This window comes from Aquimarina sp. AD10 (genome assembly GCF_003443715.1).
In the GTDB taxonomy this organism is placed as follows: domain Bacteria; phylum Bacteroidota; class Bacteroidia; order Flavobacteriales; family Flavobacteriaceae; genus Aquimarina; species Aquimarina aggregata.
On sequence record NZ_CP031965.1, the window covers coordinates 4,182,880 to 4,204,017 of the forward strand.

The window sequence follows — 21,138 nt, forward strand, 5'->3', positions numbered from 1 at the left end:
AAAAAGATGCGTTGCTGTTTTTAAAATTACTTAAATTTTGTAAGTTGATACCATAAAATTCGCCAAACAACATAATAGCATAAACAAAGTGCAATTTTTTGGTTTTTTATTGTAATTACGTCATGCTTTGTGGGGTATTTGATGCTAATAAATTGCAATTCGTTATTAATTACATACCTTTAAAATTAAAACACAATCATCATGAAAACGACACAGATTAAGCAACTTATGTATATCGGGGTACTCTTCTTTTTATTGCTAACTTCTTGTAAAACAGATACAACAAATGCCGATCTAAAATCAGCACTTACTTTATATGCTTCTTTTGACAAAGGAGTGTCTGCTGATTTTGCACTGGGAGATAAGAATTTATATACGGTGCCTTCTAGAAAAGCTCGAGATTCTGCTCAAATAGGATTGCATAAACCCGATATTAGTATTGCAAAAGAAAAAGGGCGTTATGGAGATGCACTTTTATTTACAGAGAGAAGTCGAGGAAATATCTATTATCCTAGTGAAAAAAACATAGCATATAGTATATCAAATTGGAGTGGTGCTGTTTCTTTTTGGCTAAAACTTGATCCTGCCACGGATTTAGAACCGGGATACTGCGATCCTATTCAGATAACCGATGTAAGTTATAATGATGCTGCAATATGGGTAGATTTTACCAAAGAAAACCCAAGAGATTTTAGATTGGGAGTAATTGGAGATAGAGAGGTTTGGAATCCAAATCCACAGGGTCCAGATAATGAAAATCCTATATTTAATAAACAATTAGCGGCTGTAAAAAACCCTCCATTTGGAAAAGATAACTGGACACATATTTTGATTAATTTTTCAAACCTTAATACGAAAGAAGGAAAGGCTTCATTGTATATGAATGGAGAATTAAAAGGTACACGAGAATCAATTACAGATCCCTTTACTTGGGATGTAGGTTTGTCTAATATTTATTTGGGATTGGGGTATATTGGTCTTATGGATGAATTGTCGATCTATAATAGAGATTTAAGCGATACAGAGATAAATGCCTTATATACTTTAGAAAATGGAGTGCATACGCTATTAAAGTAATTAAAAACTTTACGACAAAAACAACAATACGCTTGATTATATAATTTGTAATCAAGCGTATTGTTGTTATTTACTGTATTGATTTCTATCTTGGAAGCATATATCTTGTTACTCCTTTATCAATCCAACCATTTCCTCAGTTATTTAATTCAGAAAATCTTTTATCATAATAAAACCGAATATTAACTCATTGAAAAGGATAGTTCACTCATTGTAAATTTGTTTCTTGCCTTAGCCTGTTTAGTTTTATGTTTGTAAAGAGTAGTACTTCGTATTGCTAAGGCAGATAGTTAAAAATATTAAAAAACAATTATGAATCGTATCAAGAAAACTAGCCTATTAGTCTTTATTTTAATTTCAAGTTTAAGTATCGGGCAATCTTCAAGTGATGTTTCAATGATAAAAGAACATTTAACGAAAATCACAAAGTCCAAAGTATATAGAAATCATACTAACATTGAGCAATTAAATAAAATCGCAGATTATATTAAAACTGAATTCTCGAAATACTCAGATGAGGTATCATTTCAGGAGTATAGTGTTGAAAATAGAAAGTATAAAAATGTTATTTGTTCTTTTGGTTTAGAGCATAAGAAAAGAATTGTTATCGGGGCGCATTATGATGTTTGTGGTAATCAGGAAGGAGCAGATGATAATGCTAGCGGAGTTGTGGGCTTAATCGAATTATCACGCTTACTACAAGGTAAAAAAACGAATTACAGAATCGACTTAGTGGCTTATACGCTAGAAGAACCTCCGTATTTTAGAACAAACAAGATGGGAAGTTTTATTCATGCAAAATCTTTACATGACGCTAATATTGATGTTTACGGTATGATTAGTCTTGAAATGATAGGATATTTTAGTGATGTACCAAATTCTCAACATTACCCAGTCGCTTCTTTATCCTCGATTTACGGAAATAAAGGAGATTATATAACCCTAGTAAATAAGTCAAATAAACAAAAGTTTGCCAGAGATTTCTGTTCGATATTTAAAAATAATAAGACAATAAAAACGACAATATTTGATAATCCAATGTCATTAGAAAGTGTTGAATTGTCGGATCATCTTAACTATTGGAAATTAGGCTATGATGCTTTAATGGTTACCGATACAGCTTTTTTAAGAAATAAGAATTATCATAGAAATTCGGATAAAATGGAAACACTGGATTTTGATAAAATGGCTAAAGTTATAGATGGAGTCCTTTTGACATTACTAAAAATATAATGACGCATTTAGTATTGCTTTTAATTTTAATGGTAGATGAACATCTGTATACGTTAAAACTTAGGTGCTCCAGAAAAATCAGGAGGTAGACTAAGTGTTTTTGTAACCGATTATTAGAATCGCAGTACAGGGTAGGCTTCTGATTGTTTTTATTAATTACAATAAGACTAAGATATAAACTCAAGCGGTGTGACGTATTCCAATAATACTTAAGTCTATATCAAAAGTCTTATAGTGCATTTTAAACCTATGATTACCTATGTATAGATTGAGAAGCTGCATTTGGGAGTTCTCTAACAAATACAATAGCGGATTTTAGGTATACCTTAAAAAATTTCTTTAAAAACATCATCATTACTTTTTTATATAAAACGCATTATTCTCTTTAGCACCTACCCCTTATGGTGTTAAAAAATTCAAAAGAGTTGTATTTAGTAAGTTTTGAACGTTGTTGCACTTGTGATCATCTAAGAAAGTGCGCGATTAGATATGTACTTACCAGTGAGATGTTGAGACTGTCATTTTTTGCATTATAATTGCATGCTTAAGCAGGTAGTTTTAATGCGTAAATATTGTCATATTAAAAAATATCTTTTAGTACATTTAAACAACTACATTAGGACGATATGAAAAAAAGCAAATCAGCTCCAAAAAAAAATAGAAGACCTAAATCTTCTCAAAGCTTGGGAAAAGCACCGGGTACGGTAGTATATATTGGTGAAAAAGAGCATTTGCCTACCAAAATTGAAATTCAGGATTATACCAAGGAGGTATATCACGTTTCAGAAACAGATCGGGTAGAAGATATATTTACATTTAAAGGTAACGATCGTACTACCTGGATTAATGTTAATGGATTAAGCCATACCAACGAAATCACCCAAATAGGTGAACACTACGGTTTACACCCTCTTTTGCTAGAGGATATTGTAAACACCGATCAAAGACCAAAGATTGACGAATACGATACGTATCTTTTTTTGGTGCTCAAAATGATGTACTTTAATAAGAATCATGAGTTTATTGTAGAACATATATCTATCGTTTTGGGTAAAGATTATGTGATTACTTTTCAAGAATCTGATGAAGATATTTTTGATCCAGTACGTGCACGTATTACCAATCCCAAAAGCCGTATTCGAGGATCAGGAGCAGATTATCTAGCATACTCTTTGTTAGATGCGATTTTCGATAATTATTTTGTGGTCATTGATAATTTAGGAGATAAAGTAGAACTATTAGAAGAACAACTTTTTAATGAAAAAGCAGGGGATACGATTACACAAGATATCCAATCTTTAAAACGAGAAATACTACGTATTCGAAGAAGTATTTTACCACTTAGAGAGGTTATTGGCAGGGTTGTAAAATCAGAAACGGGACTCATTCAAGAAAAAAATACCGATTATTACAGAGATTTATATGACCACATTATCCATATTCATGAAAATATAGATGTATACCGCGAAATGATATGGGGGCTTATGGATATGTATATGACTACTATTAGTAATAAAATGAATGGTATAATGAAGGTGTTGACTATTATATCTACCATATTTATACCACTTACGTTTATCGTAGGCGTGTACGGAATGAATTTTGAAAATATGCCTGAGCTAAAATGGAAATACAGCTATCTCGTCTTATGGGGCATCATGATTATGTTATTTGTAAGTCTTTTGATTTTCTTCAGAAAGAAGAAATGGTTATAATATAATTTTTTATTAAATCAGTTCTAGTAAAAGTAGTTGTTTTATATAATGTACTCTTAAGTCTATATTAAGAATATATAAAAACGATCATTATTCATTTTAAAAATACTTGTTGAACAATGACTAACTAGTTATGAAAATAGGTTTAATAGTAGAATGTTGGAAAAATTTAAGAATGAAGTACGATTATTTTAATGAGTACTAGAATTTTTTTGAAAAAAATAATCAGTTCCGGAAAATGAAACTAATAGCACTTATTTTTGTTTATGATCAAATCCGTTAAATAGGATTTTTATGAATAAATAGAGATATGAATTTTTTCCGGAAAGATATTGAACAGGAAAACAGAAAACGACTGAGACAGCTACTTGACAAAGTAAAAGTTCAAAGTTGTCCAGATGAATGGAAATTTGAACATTTTGCTGTAAGTGGATTAACAGAAATAGGCTTCTCTGAACTGAATCCAGATGTACTATTAGTGATTTCAGGAAATGGCAGAGGGTTATTTGATTGTAGTAGTTTGAAAAAAAATGAACGAGATAACACTACTGATTTTGAGATTGACTATTCTAATCTGACCTGTTATGGGATAGGAGAATTAAAAGAGGAAAAGATTAGAATCTCAGGATTACACGGTGGTGGTTTGCCATTAGGAAATTCAAATGGAGATAGTATAGAAATAATGGCATTAGATTGGCCCAAAATTGATATTATTTTTCAGCCAAAGTGGTCATCAATTTATGCTGAGAAAGATGGAAATAAATGTTTTAGAATTTATTCATCTGATACCTTAAAAACCTATGGGTTTTCTAGCAATGGAAATTACTTTATAATAGCAACCAGTAGTGATTTATTAATTTTTAAAAAGAAATATATATAGGCTATAATTATATTCAATTTGTAAATAGTTAGGTAACATTTCGTTTTGCTAAGACACAAACGGATAAAATTAGTCAGACTTCGAAAAAAAACAAATGGAAAGAATATTACATCAAGTTCACGGTAAACATACTTTCATATATGCTTGTTCAAGATTATTTGAGAGGGCCTCTTACTACGGATTACGTTCCTTACTTGTTCTTTATATGGTTGGGGAAAGCCTAAAAATGTCTACAGAAGAAGCTTTGAAGATTTATGGATGGTTTACGGCTGGAATTGTCTTTTCACAGATTTTTGGAGCTTTACTTGGAGATCTTATAATTGGAAATAGAAAATCGATAATTTTAGGTGGTATTATACAAGCTATTGGAGCTTTCAGTTTTTGTATACCCTCAACTATAGGGCTATATTTTGGACTTTTTCTTATTGTTTTAGGTGAGGGATTTTATACACCCAATATGATTTCTCATTTTGGAAAGCTTTACTTAAATAAAACTAAAATTTTAGATTCTGGATTTACAATCTTTTATTTAGCCGTAAATATGGGAGCCTTCATAGGTGCAATTTTGATAGGGTATTTAGGCGAAAAGTTTAGTTGGGAAATAGGGTTTGCAACAGCGGGAATGTTAACGTTACTTTCAGTTGTTTTTCCGTTGATCTCAAAAGAAATAGATACCCCAAAAAAAATAGAACAAAAAAATAGCTTTAATAACAGAATAGTTAAGGTTTTAATAGCATTTATTCTGGTTGGATTATTTTGGGGCGTTTATGAAATATCTACTATCAGAATTTTTGACTTACAAATGAAATTTGGAGATTATTCGACTTTGAATATTGCAAAGGACCTATTGTCATCACTTAACTCTATTTTTATTATTCCAACAAGTGTTATTGCAATTATTCTTTGGTCTTATTTTTATAATAATCAATTCATAAAACTAACAATTGGATTTTTGTTGGGGGCTATTTCTTTTGGAGTGTTATTTTTGATTCCGGAAACTCCTTCTGAAAAACATCTAATTCTATATTTAATATCATCATTATTTTTAAGTCTTTCAGAAATTCATATTGCACCGGTTATTTATGCAATACTTACCAAATATGTCAATCCTAAATATTTGGCAATAGTCATCAGTTTAGCATTTATACCTACGCGATTTTTCACTTTCATAGTAGGGCTATTTAACGATGATTTATATGATAACCCGTTGCTTGCTCTAAAAATTGGAATGATTATTATAAGCTTAATTAGTATTGGATTAATAATATACATTTCAATTAATAAAAAAGCTACAACGTTATATAACAAATTGTAAATCCAAATAAATCTTTCTTTATATTTTTTAGTTCAAGTAGAAATATTTTTGTGAGGATTATTTTTGAACATTCTTATTAAGAATGAAATAGTTAGAGCATGATAAAAATAAAATCATGAAGTAAAACTTAATTACCAAATATTATAGCTAAGAATGAACAAAAAATACTTATATCTTTTCTTATTAATTTGCTTAATTACAATTCTATTCTTTGGTTTGGATAATGATATTTTATATGCGAAAACAGGAATAAAAAGATGGATACCTTTTATCATAATCTTTTTTGTGATTCCTTTTTTGATGTTTAATTTTCTTAATAAATATAAGGTTAAAGGTAAAACCAAATTTGCTCTATCTCTTATTCCAATTATAATAGTAGGACCTTTATTTGGACTATGGTCCGGATATTTATCCAATAAACAACTTAATGAAGATGGTAAATTTACTATAGGTATTGTATCTGAAAAATTCAAAAGTGGTCGAAAAAGTGGGAGCCCAGGGGTTTGGCTCGTTAAATGCAAATTTGAGGTAGATAATGAAATGTATATTACTTTTTCAAAAAAAGACAAAGCAAATTTGTACAGAATTGGAGATACTTTGAATATTAAATATTCAAAAAAGAATCCCCAAAATCATATTATTGTGGAATTGGAATAACTATTTTCAATACTTCAGCCTAAATAGTATTGAATATTGATTTAATTAAGAAGAATAAAAAACAAATGAACTATATAATACTAGATCTTGAAGCAACCTGCTGGAAAGATCGAAACATACAAAAACAAAACGAAATCATTGAGATTGGAGGGATAAAAATAAATGAACAAGGTAAATCCTTAAGTGAGTTTTGCGAATTTATCAAACCCAAACTCAATCCCGTTCTATCAGACTTTTGTAAAGAGTTAACTACAATAACACAAGAAGAAATTGATGCCGCAGATACTTACGAAAATGTAATTGAACGTTTTAAAACTTGGATAAACTTCAATGAGCCCTATGTTTTATGCAGTTGGGGGTTTTACGACAAAAAACAATTTCAAAAAGACGGTGAGTTACACCAATTAAACACAGAATGGTTAAAAAACCATATTAGTGTAAAACATCAATATGCAGAAATAAAGAACCTAAACAAACCAATTGGAATGGGCGGTGCCTTAAAAAAAGAAAAACTCACCTTGGAGGGAACACATCATATAGGAATTGATGATGCCAGAAATATTGCCAAAATATTCAAAGCTCATTTTGGTAAATGGAATGTAAAATGAATTTAGACGATTTATTAGATAAAGTGGTTTCAAAAGAAACATTCTTTGCTTTTGTAAAAGCACTTAAAGAAGATAAAATAGATGAAGATGAGAAGGAAAAGAAAAATCCTTCTTCACCATATGATTCTGGAGCAAACGGTTGGGAAAATAATTCGATTCCTCACTTTCTAGATTCACTTGAAGCCTTTGGAGAAGATAGTCAATACATCACAGAAGAACCAAGTTGGAAAAACTTTGCTTTGTTGTTATATGCAGGGAAGTTTTATGAATAAATACCCAAAACTAGAATCTTATAAATTGAGAAAAAGAATAAGAAATTAAAAATTTAATAAAGCAATAAAATTATTTAGATATGAAAAAAATAAAAACTTTAAAAAAACTATCTAATCTTAATAAACTAAATAACAATTTAAAATTTAATGTAAAAGGAGGTACGGATCTCCCAAGAGATAGGAACAATGTTCAGAATCCACTTGGCGTACACAATTAAATCTGAATTACAAATCCTTTGAATTTATCTAAGAGTCTAACTATAAATCCATATCAAACTATAAAAAAGTGTGCAAATTGCTAAAAACAAAAAAGAGTTACGATATATTTCAATCGTAACTCTTTGGTTTTAAAGGTGGTCCCACTTGGGCTCGAACCAAGGACCCCCTGATTATGAGTCAGGTGCTCTAACCAGCTGAGCTATGGGACCTAAAACGGAGGGCAAATTTAATGATTTGATATAAACACGCCAAACATTTTTTTCTATTATTTTAAGTATTCTCTATTCTTGGGATACTTATTTATGCTAACCCACTGTGATAAAGGGTTTAAGTATATCTTATTTTGGAGCCTCCTGACATAATTCTACCAAAACACCACTAGTTGTTTTAGGGTGAATAAAAGCAACCAATTTATTATCGGCTCCTTTTTTAGGAGTTTTATTAAGGATCTGAAATCCCTCTTTCTCCAGTCGATCAAGTTCTGCCACGATATCATCAACATCAAAAGCGATATGGTGTATGCCCTCTCCTTTTTTGGCGATAAATTTGCCAATCGGGCCTTCTTCATCGGTACTAGCAAGAAGTTCTATCTTGTTTTCACCAACTTTAAAAAAAGAAGTAATTACAGATTCACTAGCAACAACCTCTTGTTTATAAGGAGCAACACCCAGTAATTTCTCGTATAATGTATTAGCCGCATCAATATCTTTTACGGCAATACCAAGGTGTTCTATTTTATTAATATGATTCATATACTAAATACATTTAAGTACAACTCTGACAAAAGTACAATTAATCTCATTGAACTTGTCTTGAGAAGCGGTTTTGAACCGAAAAGTTTGGCTTTTGTATCATTAATAAAGTTGATTTTTTTCAACATGGCCTTGGTTACATCGAAAAAAATCAACAAAATTAGGGCGCAAAATGTGAATTTTGCAGGCAAAAGCATTACTTAAGACAAGTTTATCTAACTTGTCTTAGACAGTCGTCTAAAATCGACGCAATTTTGCATCATAAAAAGATTATATCATTTTAACTTTGAAATGGTGCGTAGAGAAATTGAATTTATTTTTTAATTATTCAAAGCAAAAAATCTAAGCATAGCCTTAGTTATGGTTATATTTTTTAACAAAGAATAGGTGAAAAAGAACCAATTTATTAGTGCTATTTGAAAGTTAAAATGGTATTAATACGTATTTTTGTGCCTATGGAAACAAATAGACAGAAAAAAATTGCTGGAGTATTACAACGTGATGTAGCCGATGTGATACAACTAGCTTTACGTGAGGCAGGAGTACATGGGATTTTGGTTTCTGTAACCAAAGTAAGCGTCACCACAGATTTATCGATTGCAAAAGTGTATATGAGTGTTTTTCCGCATGTAGAAGGAGAAAATGTATTAAAAGAAGTAAACGCAGTAAAATCACAGATTAAACACCAAGTTGCACAGCGTACAAAACACCAATTACGACGCACGCCAGAAATGTCTTATTTTATCGATGACTCTTTAGAATATATTGCAAATATCGAAAAAGCAGTAAAAGGAGATGATAATCCTATCCAAAATCCAGATCTTTTAGAAAAACGCAAAAAGAAATAAGGTTTACTATTCTCTTTATTCTGTTATCTTTAGTCCTAAATTGGTATTAAGTTAATCTTTAACAAAGCGTTGAATTTTTCATATTACATCGCCAAGCGGTATTTATTTTCACCTGGGAGTAGCAATGCTATTAATATTATTACGGGGATTGCAGCGGCCGGTGTAGTTATAGGAGCAATGTCCTTGTTTTTGGTACTTACAGGATTTGCAGGGCTTAAAGATTTTAGCCTTCAGTTTTCTACTTATTTTGATCCTGATCTTAAGGTTTTTCCAACTAGCGGAAAAACATTTACGTTTACCCAATCTCAAAAAGAACAACTTAGCAAGTTAGAAGATGTACTGCATTTTTCTGAAATTGTAGAAGAACGCGTTTTTTTAGAATTTAGAGATAAACAAAAAATGGCATCTATAAAAGGAGTAGATGCAAACTATAAAAAAGTAATCCAAACAGATAGTATTGTCGTTTATGGTGAGTGGTTAACCGAAAATGATTATCAGGTAGTAGCAGGCAATGGTATAAGTCGAGAATTAAGTATGGGTGTAGAACCTACATATACTAATCTATTAAGTATCTATGCTCCAAAACCAGGAAAAGGAATCCCTACAGGCACCGATCTTTCAAAGGCTATTAGAGTAGAAAAAGTGGTCAATGTTGGTATTTATAGCGTAAATGAAGAACTAGATGAACAGTATATTTTTGCCACTACGTCATTAGTACGTAAATTATTGGGGTTATCAGAAGACAAAGTAACACATTTAGAACTTAAATTGGCACCAAATGCCAGTCCAAATGATGTAGTAGAGCAATTACAAATTATTTTTGAAGATAATGTGGTTGTAAAAAATAGAGTACAGCTCAATGATAAGCTTTATAAAATGCTAAATACCGAGAACCTAGTTTCTTATCTTGTAATTACATTAATCGCAATTATCGCATTGTTTAATGTAGCAGGGGCAATTATCATGATGATTATCGATAAAAAAAGCAATGTAAAAACACTGTATAATGTGGGTGCATCATTAACCAATATCCGAAAAATATTCTTATTTCAAGGATCACTAATGACCGTTCTTGGGGCGTTACTAGGATTGGTATTAGGCTTTATAATTATTGTACTACAACAACAATTTGGGTTATTAATGATCACACCATCATTACCCTATCCTACACGGATCACTTTTATGAGTTTTATTATCGTATTTTTTACCATTACTACAATAGGATTTATTGCATCTTTATTGGCATCTAGCAGAATAAACCAGAAACTGGTAGCATAAGATCACATTTTGGGCGTTCGAGCGGGCTATTCGCTTATACTCCTCGATAAATTGATCGCTTTGCTTAGGATAACAATTTTTCTGTGGGGTAACCACTACTATCCCTAACGCAATTCTAATAGTTTGTAAATTAAGTAGCTATTTAGTAATTCAATCGTATTTTTTACTTTTGAAATTGGTTGTAGAAAACTAAATTAATATGAATTTAAGCAGTATCCCAAGAGATCTTAAAACGGTTATAGACTCAGAAAGAGTAGATTTTTTTGTTAAAAGTAAAAGAAACCATCCCAAAAAAAAGGCAATTGCTATTTTGTTATTTGCCATTTTCTGGAGCGGGTTTGTAAGTGTTTTTGTTGTTGCTTTTTTTGGCCCACTATTTAAGAAAGGAGAAGTGCATTTTACATCTAATGGTAATCCTAGAGTGGCAAGTCTTGATAATTTAGAAGATTTGTTATTCCCGGCATTACTCATAGGTTTATTTGCTCTAGTAGGTATAGCAATGTTGATTTGGGGGATATCGATTTTATATCAAAAAGGAGGGTATTTTGTAGGAACAGAAAGTAGATTAATAAAATATAGAAAAGGGACAATAGACATAAAAGATTGGGAACAGTTCTCTGGTAATATTCAGATCAAAAAAAATGGAATGTCTGGTACTATTCAATTAGAATTAAGAACAGGTAAAATGCAAAACCGCAAAAATAGCTCGGCTAAATTTGTACCTGATACGATTTTTATTTCGGGAATCAATAATGTATTTGATATTGAAAAAAAGTGCAGACTTAGAATTCAAGAAAATGACCCAACACCGAGAATAAAAACAGATAATTATAGCTAGTTGCCAATTAATTTGTGTTCAAATAATAAGTAGCGTCAAGTTTAGGCAAATTCAAATCCAGCAAATTTATCCTGAATTTCATCAAAAGCGGCAAATACATCTTTTGAATCATCGCTAGTTACCATTTTCATTCGGTATTCTTTAAAGTGAGGGATACCTTTAAAATAATTGGTATAATGTCTTCGAGTCTCAAAAACACCAAGTTTTTCTCCTTTCCAGTCGATAGCCATTTGTAGATGTCTTCTGGCAGCGATAACACGTTCTTCTATAGTAGGTGGAGATAAATGTTCTCCTGTTTTAAAATAATGCTTTACTTCTTTAAAAAACCAAGGATATCCAATGCTAGCTCTACCAATCATAGCACCATCTAACCCATATTGATCACGCATTTCCATGGCGCGTTCTGGGGTGTCAACATCCCCATTACCAAATACAGGAATATGCATTCTTGGGTTATTTTTTACCTCGGCAATCGGTTTCCAGTCGGCATTTCCTTTGTACATCTGCGCTCTGGTTCTACCATGAATAGCAATAGCTTTGGCTCCTACGTCCTGTAATCGCTCTGCAACTTCTACAATACGTATCGAATCATGATCCCAACCTAATCTGGTTTTTACTGTAACAGGTAATTTAGTATGCTCTACCATGGCTTTGGTTAGTGAAACCATGAGATCAATATCTTTAAGGATTCCTGCTCCGGCACCTTTACTCACTACTTTTTTTACAGGACAACCAAAATTGATATCAATAATATCCGGACCAGAGGCTTCTACGATTTCGATCGATTTTAACATCGATTCTAAATTAGCTCCAAAAATCTGAATACCCACTGGGCGCTCTTTTTCGTAGATATCTAGTTTCATTACACTTTTGGCAGCATCACGAATTAATCCTTCACTAGAAATAAACTCGGTATATACTACATCAGCTCCTTGTTCCTTGCATAATGCACGAAACGGAGGATCACTTACATCTTCCATGGGTGCTAAAAGCAATGGAAAATCTCCTACATCTATATCTCCTATCTTGGCCACAGTAATAATTTTGGCGTAAAATTACGTAAAACCCAGAAGGTTTTCAAAACCTTCTGGGTTTGAAGTGGTAAAAATACCTTAGGAGATGATATAAACCTTCTAAAATCAATTATATTTGCAAGTCATTACAGTAGTGGAAACTGCGTAAGGGATTGCAGTGGCATCCTTTTTTAGTTATCATACTGAGCTTGTCTAAGTAGACAACTAAAAAAGATATAACGAAAAGCCCGACCCACCAAAGTGGGTGACGCCCTAAAATTGAATTTACAATAGATGAAGAACATAAGAAATTTTTGCATTATTGCACATATTGATCATGGTAAAAGTACCCTAGCAGATCGACTTCTAGATTTTACGGGATCTGTAACCGCTCGTGAGGCGCAAGCACAATTACTGGATAGTATGGATTTGGAACGTGAACGCGGAATTACTATAAAAAGTCATGCTATACAGATGGAGTATACACACAAAGGTGAAGATTATATCCTGAACCTGATCGATACTCCTGGTCACGTAGATTTTTCTTATGAGGTTTCTCGTTCTATTGCAGCATGTGAAGGAGCGCTACTTATAGTTGATGCAGCCCAAAGCATACAAGCACAAACAATTTCTAACCTATACCTGGCGTTAGAAAATGATCTTGAGATTATTCCTGTTTTAAACAAGGTAGATCTGCCAAGTGCTAACCCAGAGGAAGTTACAGATGATATTGTTGATCTTTTAGGTTGTGATGAAGAAGAGGTAATCCCTGCTAGTGCAAAAACGGGTATTGGGATCGAAGAAATCTTAACAGCTATTATAGAACGTATTCCTGCACCAACGGGTAATCCCGATGAACCTTTGCAGGCTCTTATTTTTGATTCGGTTTACAATTCGTTTAGAGGAGTAGAAACCTATTTTAAAGTAGTAAATGGTGAGATCAAAAAAGGACAACAGATTAAATTTGTTGCTACTGGTAAAAATTACTCTGCCGATGAGGTTGGGACATTAAAATTAAATCAGGAGGTTAAGCAAGTTATAAAAACTGGTGATGTAGGATATCTAATTACGGGGATCAAAGATGCTCGTGAAGTAAAAGTAGGAGATACAATTACTGATGCTAAAACGCCTACTCAAAATGCAATTGAAGGGTTCGAAGATGTAAAACCTATGGTATTTGCCGGGATTTACCCCGTAGATACAGAGGATTATGAAGAGTTACGTTCTTCTATGGAAAAACTACAGCTTAATGATGCGTCTTTGGTATTTGTACCTGAGAGCTCTGCCGCTTTAGGTTTTGGGTTTAGATGTGGATTCTTAGGAATGTTGCATATGGAGATTATACAGGAACGATTAGAACGGGAGTTTAATATGACCGTTATTACTACCGTACCTAACGTATCTTATCATGCATTTACACACAAAAATCCAGATGATATTATTATCGTAAATAACCCATCAGATTTACCCGATCCTTCATCTATGAACCGTGTCGAGGAGCCTTATATAAAGGCTACAATTATTACGAAGTCAGATTTTGTAGGTTCGGTGATGTCTTTGTGTATAGAAAAACGTGGTGAGATCACGAATCAAACCTATTTAACTACAGAGCGTGTAGAACTTACTTTTGATATGCCATTGGCAGAAATTGTTTTTGACTTTTATGATCGTTTAAAAACAGTATCCAAAGGGTACGCTTCTTTTGATTATACACCTATCGGTCTTCGTTCTTCTAAGTTGGTAAAAGTAGATATTTTGCTTAACGGTAATATCGTTGATGCACTATCTGCATTATTACATAAAGATAATGCCTATGATATTGGTAAAAAGATTTGTGAGAAATTAAAAGAACTTATCCCGAGACAACAATTTGATATTCCGATCCAGGCCGCAATTGGGGCTAAATTTATAGCCCGAGAAACAGTAAAGGCATTGCGTAAAGATGTAACTGCTAAATGTTACGGAGGAGATATTTCTCGTAAACGTAAACTACTAGAAAAACAGAAAAAAGGGAAGAAGCGTATGCGTCAGGTAGGAAATGTTGAAATACCGCAAGAAGCGTTTATGGCAGTACTAAAACTGAACGATTAAAAAATAGGATTTTACGTACATTATTTTTATGAATTAGGATAAAAAGTTATTTTTTTAGGATTAAATGCATTTTGTATTGATGTTTTTATATCTTTGTTGCTGTATATAACCCCAAAGATTTTATACTTATGCAAAACTTTTTTCAGTCTAAAATACCCGTTTATGTATATTTTTTAGTGATTTCTATAGTGTTAGCTTGCATATCTTAAATCGATAGTTTTCATAATACACCTTTTCTATTACTTGTCCCGAGTTACAAGACTAGAAGTTCTATATCATAGAATTCTGATTTGGTCAATATTCTTCTATAAAATCTTGATTTCATACAAGATTAAAAAAACAATTTCGTAAATTTAGTAAGCTTTTGTAAATCAAAATTTTATATGATTTTGATTGCTTTATAAAAGTAAAATCTTAAAACCTAAAAAGGAGTACTGATGCATACACATATAGATAAATCTCAAGATCATAAATCTAAATCAGTAGTACCTACAGTTGCTCAAAAAAAGGAACAGCATTCAGGAACATTTCAGTTTGTTGATAATCGACCAGATACGATGCAATTGCAGAGACTTCAAGAAATGGCAAACAATAGTACACATAATAAACATGCAGTTCAACTAAAAGCAACGGTTAATAACAATACTACAATACAGAAGCAAGCTTTAGAAGAAGAGGAACCAGTACAAGGAAAATTTAATACGATACAAAAACAAGGACTTGAAGAAGAAGAAGAATTGGTGCAGGGTAAATTTGAAACTATACAGAGGCAAGCCTTAGAAGAAGAGGAGCCCCTACAAGGAAAGTTTAAGACGATACAAAGAGTAGCAGAAACCGAATCACCCTCCCGAACTTTATCTATCCAAAAAAAAGAAAACAATACAGGATTACCCGATACTTTAAAATCAGGGATCGAAAACCTATCTGGATATGCAATGGATGATGTAAAAGTGCATTATAACTCTGATAAACCATCACAATTGCAAGCACACGCTTATGCACAAGGCACAGACATACACTTAGCATCTGGACAAGAAAAACATTTACCGCACGAGGCTTGGCATGTGGTACAACAAAAGCAAGGAAGAGTGCAACCCACAATGCAGATGAAAGGGAAAATAAATATAAATGATGATGCTGGATTAGAAAAAGAGGCCGATGTAATGGGAGAGAAAGCTTTGCAGATTAAGAATGATTATGAAGAATCTATTCCGCAATTTAAGAGGCAAGGTATTGTTGGTACAGAATCACAAATTAAAAAAAAAACTCTCGATTAGTAGTACCTACCGTTAAAGAACCAGTACAGCTAAAAGTTAATTCAATTTATCAAGAAAGAACTATTCAAGTCTTTATTGAAAAGCTACAATCAAAAAAGAAACTTATCCAAGAAATCGATCCGGGAGCATCTGATCTTAGTGGTGAAATTCAAAAATTGAACAGTGCATTTTTAGCAATGATTAAGAGTAAAATCGATTTTGGCACTTTTGATTTAGATAATGAACAGCATTTTAGTACATTCTATTTTCATATAAAAAAAATAATATCTAGTGGTGGAGTTTCTGATATTGAAGAAGAAGAACAGACAGTAAAGGAACAAAGGTGGGCTGCTAAAAAACAAAAGTCTCCAAAACCAGAAAACACATTTGAAACAGCGATAGTTGGAGCAGGAGCTGCGGCTGCTTATCATCTTACTTCTTTGGGAAAATCACATGATTTCTCAAATACACTACTCATTGGAACACAACAACCATGGAAAGTTACCCGTGGTCCAGGAAAAATAGGACACCCTCTTCACATGATTACACCTTTTCGGGATATCCTTAACCTTGAAGATGAAGATTTTGCTGACCGAAATGACTTTTCTGACTTACTAACTAAAGTATTTAGAGAGTTGATTCCAGAAGATAATTGGAAACAAACTCTTGTATCTGCTGTAAATAAGATTAAAATTACTGAAACTTTCTACAAAATTAGTGCTGGTGATACTGATTATTATGCCCAAAAAGTAATATATGCAATCGGTGCGGGGCCACACCTTGAACCTAGTAAAATTAATCGTCATGAACCAAAAGATACAAACGCTTCTCGAATAATGGACATGGATCGATTTACTCGTACAAAGGCAGGTGTTGAAGAAACTTTACCACTAGGCGTCACACAAAAAGATCCTGGTGATGTGAATGTGATAGTAGTTGGCCCAAACGCAGGTATTGATGTTGTATCTGATGTTAAACAGCGAGGGTATAAAGTGCAATGGTTAGTAGGTAGTAAAGCTCCACGGTTTTTTCAAGGAACTCCTAATGAGCTTGCACGACTTGCCTATGAAAAGGAAAACGCAGGATATATTGGTTATTATGATTCGGCTATAGAATCAAGTAATGGTGTAGATGTTATCTATACAAACCCAAGAACAAAAAAAGTAGAAGGAACTCTTAAAGGTGACCTACTTGTTTATGCTATTGGCCCTGATATGGATGCTCCTGGCGGGCCACGAAGTATACTTAGCAAAGACATTCAAAAATCACTAAGACCAGATTATGATGATAATCAACGGTTTCAATCTTCTGATGAAACAGAACCCGTAATGACTGTATTGGGGCTCAAGACTCCACCACAACATAAACCTGCCCATCATCAATTAGATGGTCATGCTAAAGGGCTTGTCAGAATGGCGACTACGTACAATCAACTCATTTATGATGTCGTTAAACATAAACATGGTGTTGATATTGGGCGAATGATGAATGGAATTGCACAGGAGTATAATGACATGCTGACAGAACATGAAAATAGTGATGAAAAAACTTTAAACATAGGGTTTAATTTTAGTGAGGTTTATCGGACAATTGAAGATTTTAGGAGAATATGGGAGAGAGATCAGGAGATCGAAAACCCTACTGAGGCTATGGTTAACGTAATTGACCAATTTCAGGATGAACTTAATGAAGCTGTTAAAGATGCAATATATTACAATCGTGAACATGATGCCATGCAAGACAAAAATGATGATACCTCATTACAGGTTATTGGTGCTTCGGCATTTCGCTTAGGAGCAGAGGTAGAAGAAGACTATATCGATCGAGAAGGTATATTTGCCCGTGATGGGTATCATGAACTTACAAAATTGCGAGAGATTTATCATGATCTCGATCCGTTAGAAGGAAGTGAAGAAAATGTAAAGATCGGACGTATGATTGGTTATATGATGGATGAAGTTTGTGAAGAATTTGCTAATACCCTCCCAGATTTCCGTGAAGAAATTATGGTAAACTTGTTATTTGCCGACCGCAGTCAGGATATTCACGATCTCGCAAAAATGGGAACATTAACGGAAGGGTATGCAAATGCAATCAATAAATTCTTGAATGCTATACAAAGTGGAACCAGAGCCTTACTTAGATATAATCGCGCTGCTATTTATTGGACGAAAGCTATGAAAACTAAAGGCAGGCGAGGAGATACAACTACTGCTACATCTGGTATGAAAGGTATACCTGATTCTTTGCCAATGAATATGCTTGTGGCCGAACAATTGACCCCAATTCGAGCTGCAACTGCTTCTAAAAATGCTCATGTTTCTTCTTTTTCTGAAACTGGAGTTAACTTTACCGTTGATGACCAAACCGAGATTCGAGTGCATATTGCTACCCACTACCCTGGTATTCCAGAAAAAAAAGCAGATGAAGTCGCACAACAAATTGTTGATGATCGAAAACGTAAAGATCAGGAAGCTCCACTACCACTCATGGAAACCGAAGATGATATTCAAACAATGAAATCCCGAACGCATCGAGCTCGTAAGTTTCAACAAAAATGGGAGACACATCTCCGAAGATTGAATCTATTGTAATGAGTATATTTTTTTCTGGAATTTTCCTTAAGGTTTTATTTACTAATGTTTAGTAAGTAAAATTAATTGTGTTAAAACGAAAAAATATTATAAGCACTACTTTTAAGCACCATTAAGGCAAATTACTGCGTTTAAATTTTCCGTTAAATGCTAGTCTTACTAAAATACCACCAATAATTAAGGAAGGAATAGCAATCTCGAACACAACATCTAATCCAGAATCTCCTTGATTAGATGCTCCTATAGAGGGGTGTCTGGGATCCAGGTATAAACCAGCCAAAAAAGAGGTTAACCCCAACAATAATAAGAGTATAGACACCCGGCTAATCATAATTCGTTTTTTCTCACTTTGACTATCAAACCTGCTTAAATGATACATCCAAAACAATAAAACAGTTAATATTACAACACACAGAATGGCGAATCTATAAGCAGATATCGAGTAAAAAAACCATCTTTTGATTAAAGATTGACAAGTATCTTTGTCATTAAGAAGTTTGTTATCCTCGTCTTCTATGGTACTACTACTTGTATTGGTTTTATACTTCAATTTTGGTCGTACTGCCCAATGGGTATCTTGCATAAATACGCCAAAATATCCAGATTTAACTTTTGTAGAATCATACACTTGTTGCTGATCCCAAATACCAGTCCAATTATTCTTTTTAAATATCCCAAAGTCATGATCTTCGGGTCTGTAGGTACAATATTCTGTCTTTTTGCTTTTAGGATTTTTATCTTCATTAGTCAAAATTTCAACTAAAGTAGTTCCTATGGCATCCCATAAGTCGGCATACCCATCATCATACCCTAGACCGCGTATTGAAACTCCGCCAAGGTTATTTTCTAATGCCCATTTATATTTTAAAGATAAACTTTGACTGTTTTCATACCAGATTTGTCGATATTCTGGTTCATCGTCTTTATACAAGCCTTGTTCTGTAATATCCAGATATGCTGCGACCTGAATAGAATCAAATCCAGTAACGATTGTTCTACCTGGCGCGTAGTTATTTTGATATGTAGTAATAATTTTGTTGTACTTGATATCTTTGCCCTTGGTACTTGTAATTACAGATCCTAAAAAATCTTCAACATGCCAATCAATACCCAAGTACGATACCGACATGATAAGTTTATGTGTAGGGATTTTTCCGTTGCTATAAAAATTAATAGTTGATGCTATAGTACGTTGCCCATATCTATCACTATTGTACAAAGGACTAGATGCTAATGCTAGTTTATTTTTTAGAGGTGTCATTCTATCGGTTAATACCAAATAGTAATCAACCATTGGGTTAAGTTTCTTAAAGTTGTAAGCACTTATGTGTTTAAGGTTAGTAGTACTGGATATTGCAGGGATTGTTATATTTAGCGTAATTTCTTCACCGATTTCTTTTAATCTTCGGTGAAGTTCATCTATAAACAGTGTAAAAAGACCATCATAGGTTACAGGGATATTTTCAAAGAAAATATTGACTCCATTTAGTTGATTTCTTTCAATCAATATTTCTAACTCTTCAAAAAAGACCATTTGCGCTTCTGCACTATTTAAAAACCTAGCAATTTGTGATGGTTTTTTATTATATACCGTTAAATGAACATCACTACATTTACTTTGTGCAAACTCTATAACGCCTCCTGATTTTTCAAATTCGTCTATAACCGATGGATTGGCGCATCGCCCGGATGCGGTTAACTTATAACCGTATAAATTAATGGCAGATAAATAATTATAATTATAATTTTTAAATTCTGTTTTATTCCACGAGTTATGCCATCCTATAATATTTGTTTTCAGATGTAAACACTGCTTTAGAATATCTAGACTATCTTTCTTTGTAAAACTTTCAGAAAATATATCCTCACAATTACAGGAGTACTGAACGCCTCTAAGTTCTTTTAATGAAACTTGAATACTATCTCTTAGTTGTTGTTTTGCTTTACTGGTACTATCTGTCTTTTCTTGAATTACAGAGGTCATTTGCACTTTTAGAGAATCGATAACTGTTTTAGAAGCTTTTTTGTCCAAATCATATGCAACAATTATAGAATCTATCTTTTTTCCAAAAGATTCATTCTCTGTATTGATAAAATCATTCGTAGTTTTAATAGCATCAATATCCCCTTGTATGGCATCAAGGTTCTTCATGATTTCATTTACTGTTTCGGGATCAATTTTTAGCTTTTCTTTTTCAATAAGATCTAACATGAACTTATAAACACGCTCTTTCTCATTTCTATTTCTGTTTTCTCTAAACTTAATTGCTTGTAGAATTTTTTTGAGACCTGTTGGACTTTTAACAGCTTCTAAAGAATCTAATTCAATTTGAGAAGGAGCTATTTTAACTTTATCCTGAGCTGCAATTTCTTTTGGAAAAATTAAGGCAACTATAAGTAGTATGAATATAAATCCAATTTTAAAAACCTGTTTTTCTATATGTATCGGTTCATTCATACCTATAATTTTTTACAATTAATAGTTAAGCATA

Annotated in this window: 18 protein-coding genes and 1 tRNA gene; 15 read left to right on the forward strand and 4 right to left on the reverse strand. The window is 32.8% G+C overall.

Going from position 1 to position 21,138, the window contains the following annotated elements:
* Window positions 1–201 precede the first annotated feature (201 nt).
* The 9 genes from D1816_RS17285 to D1816_RS25805 all read left to right on the forward strand — a co-directional run bounded on the left by D1816_RS17285 (window position 202) and on the right by D1816_RS25805 (window position 7,975).
* Window positions 202–1,077: a LamG-like jellyroll fold domain-containing protein gene (locus D1816_RS17285; RefSeq protein ID WP_118504464.1), complete on the forward strand. Its 876-nt coding sequence runs from the start codon at window positions 202–204 to the stop codon at window positions 1,075–1,077.
* A 312-nt stretch (window positions 1,078–1,389) separates the two neighbouring features.
* Window positions 1,390–2,310, forward strand: a complete 921-nt coding sequence (locus D1816_RS17290) for a M28 family peptidase (RefSeq protein WP_233565256.1) — start codon at window positions 1,390–1,392, stop codon at window positions 2,308–2,310.
* A gap of 626 nt (window positions 2,311–2,936) precedes the next feature.
* Entirely contained in the window at window positions 2,937–4,025 is a 1,089-nt protein-coding gene (gene corA / locus D1816_RS17295) for a magnesium/cobalt transporter CorA (protein WP_118504466.1), read from the forward strand.
* 310 nt (window positions 4,026–4,335) lie between these two features.
* Complete coding sequence (locus D1816_RS17300; protein WP_118504468.1) at window positions 4,336–4,905, forward strand: hypothetical protein; 570 nt, start codon at window positions 4,336–4,338, stop codon at window positions 4,903–4,905.
* Window positions 4,906–4,999: 94 nt separating this feature from the next.
* Window positions 5,000–6,220 (forward strand): MFS transporter, encoded by a 1,221-nt coding sequence (locus D1816_RS17305; RefSeq protein ID WP_118504470.1) that lies wholly within the window; start codon window positions 5,000–5,002, stop codon window positions 6,218–6,220.
* A 153-nt stretch (window positions 6,221–6,373) separates the two neighbouring features.
* The gene (locus D1816_RS17310) at window positions 6,374–6,877 is read left to right on the forward strand and encodes a hypothetical protein (protein ID WP_147405059.1); all 504 of its coding nucleotides are present in this window, start codon (window positions 6,374–6,376) and stop codon (window positions 6,875–6,877) included.
* 65 nt (window positions 6,878–6,942) lie between these two features.
* A complete protein-coding gene (locus D1816_RS17315) occupies window positions 6,943–7,485 on the forward strand; it encodes a 3'-5' exonuclease (RefSeq protein ID WP_118504474.1) in 543 nt (180 codons plus the stop codon).
* A complete protein-coding gene (locus tag D1816_RS17320; protein ID WP_066315478.1) occupies window positions 7,482–7,757 on the forward strand; it encodes a hypothetical protein in 276 nt (91 codons plus the stop codon). The genes D1816_RS17315 and D1816_RS17320 overlap by 4 nt, the downstream gene beginning before the upstream one ends.
* Window positions 7,758–7,837: 80 nt before the next feature.
* On the forward strand, window positions 7,838–7,975 hold the full coding sequence (locus D1816_RS25805) for a hypothetical protein (RefSeq protein WP_158597738.1): 138 nt from the start codon (window positions 7,838–7,840) through the stop codon (window positions 7,973–7,975).
* Between the two features lie 136 nt (window positions 7,976–8,111).
* On the opposite strand, the gene D1816_RS17325 is transcribed toward D1816_RS25805, so the two are convergent.
* Window positions 8,112–8,185, reverse strand: a tRNA-Ile gene (locus D1816_RS17325).
* 129 nt (window positions 8,186–8,314) lie between these two features.
* Window positions 8,315–8,719 carry a methylmalonyl-CoA epimerase gene (gene mce / locus D1816_RS17330; RefSeq protein ID WP_198403847.1) on the reverse strand — a complete coding sequence of 135 codons (405 nt, stop codon included), beginning with the start codon at window positions 8,717–8,719 and terminating at the stop codon, window positions 8,315–8,317.
* A gap of 464 nt (window positions 8,720–9,183) precedes the next feature.
* Here mce and rbfA point away from each other — a divergent pair, with 464 nt between their 5' ends.
* The 3 genes from rbfA (at window position 9,184) to D1816_RS17350 (ending at window position 11,692) form a co-directional block, all read left to right on the forward strand.
* Window positions 9,184–9,576: a 30S ribosome-binding factor RbfA gene (gene rbfA, locus D1816_RS17340; protein ID WP_066316348.1), complete on the forward strand. Its 393-nt coding sequence runs from the start codon at window positions 9,184–9,186 to the stop codon at window positions 9,574–9,576.
* Window positions 9,577–9,645: 69 nt separating this feature from the next.
* The gene (locus D1816_RS17345) at window positions 9,646–10,854 is read left to right on the forward strand and encodes an FtsX-like permease family protein (protein WP_118504478.1); all 1,209 of its coding nucleotides are present in this window, start codon (window positions 9,646–9,648) and stop codon (window positions 10,852–10,854) included.
* A gap of 199 nt (window positions 10,855–11,053) precedes the next feature.
* On the forward strand, window positions 11,054–11,692 hold the full coding sequence (locus D1816_RS17350) for a hypothetical protein (RefSeq protein ID WP_066315536.1): 639 nt from the start codon (window positions 11,054–11,056) through the stop codon (window positions 11,690–11,692).
* Window positions 11,693–11,733: 41 nt separating this feature from the next.
* On the opposite strand, the gene dusB is transcribed toward D1816_RS17350, so the two are convergent.
* Window positions 11,734–12,726 carry a tRNA dihydrouridine synthase DusB gene (gene dusB, locus D1816_RS17355; protein WP_118504480.1) on the reverse strand — a complete coding sequence of 331 codons (993 nt, stop codon included), beginning with the start codon at window positions 12,724–12,726 and terminating at the stop codon, window positions 11,734–11,736.
* A gap of 273 nt (window positions 12,727–12,999) precedes the next feature.
* Between dusB and lepA the strand changes: the two genes are divergently transcribed.
* The 3 genes from lepA to D1816_RS17370 all read left to right on the forward strand — a co-directional run bounded on the left by lepA (window position 13,000) and on the right by D1816_RS17370 (window position 18,646).
* The gene (gene lepA, locus D1816_RS17360) at window positions 13,000–14,796 is read left to right on the forward strand and encodes a translation elongation factor 4 (protein WP_066315540.1); all 1,797 of its coding nucleotides are present in this window, start codon (window positions 13,000–13,002) and stop codon (window positions 14,794–14,796) included.
* A 437-nt stretch (window positions 14,797–15,233) separates the two neighbouring features.
* The gene (locus D1816_RS17365) at window positions 15,234–16,073 is read left to right on the forward strand and encodes a DUF4157 domain-containing protein (RefSeq protein WP_199729948.1); all 840 of its coding nucleotides are present in this window, start codon (window positions 15,234–15,236) and stop codon (window positions 16,071–16,073) included.
* A gap of 176 nt (window positions 16,074–16,249) precedes the next feature.
* Window positions 16,250–18,646: a hypothetical protein gene (locus D1816_RS17370; protein ID WP_120702417.1), complete on the forward strand. Its 2,397-nt coding sequence runs from the start codon at window positions 16,250–16,252 to the stop codon at window positions 18,644–18,646.
* A gap of 112 nt (window positions 18,647–18,758) precedes the next feature.
* Here D1816_RS17370 and D1816_RS17375 read toward each other — a convergent pair whose 3' ends face one another.
* A complete protein-coding gene (locus tag D1816_RS17375; RefSeq protein WP_118504484.1) occupies window positions 18,759–21,104 on the reverse strand; it encodes a glycosyl hydrolase family 18 protein in 2,346 nt (781 codons plus the stop codon).
* Between the last annotated feature and the right edge of the window lie 34 nt (window positions 21,105–21,138).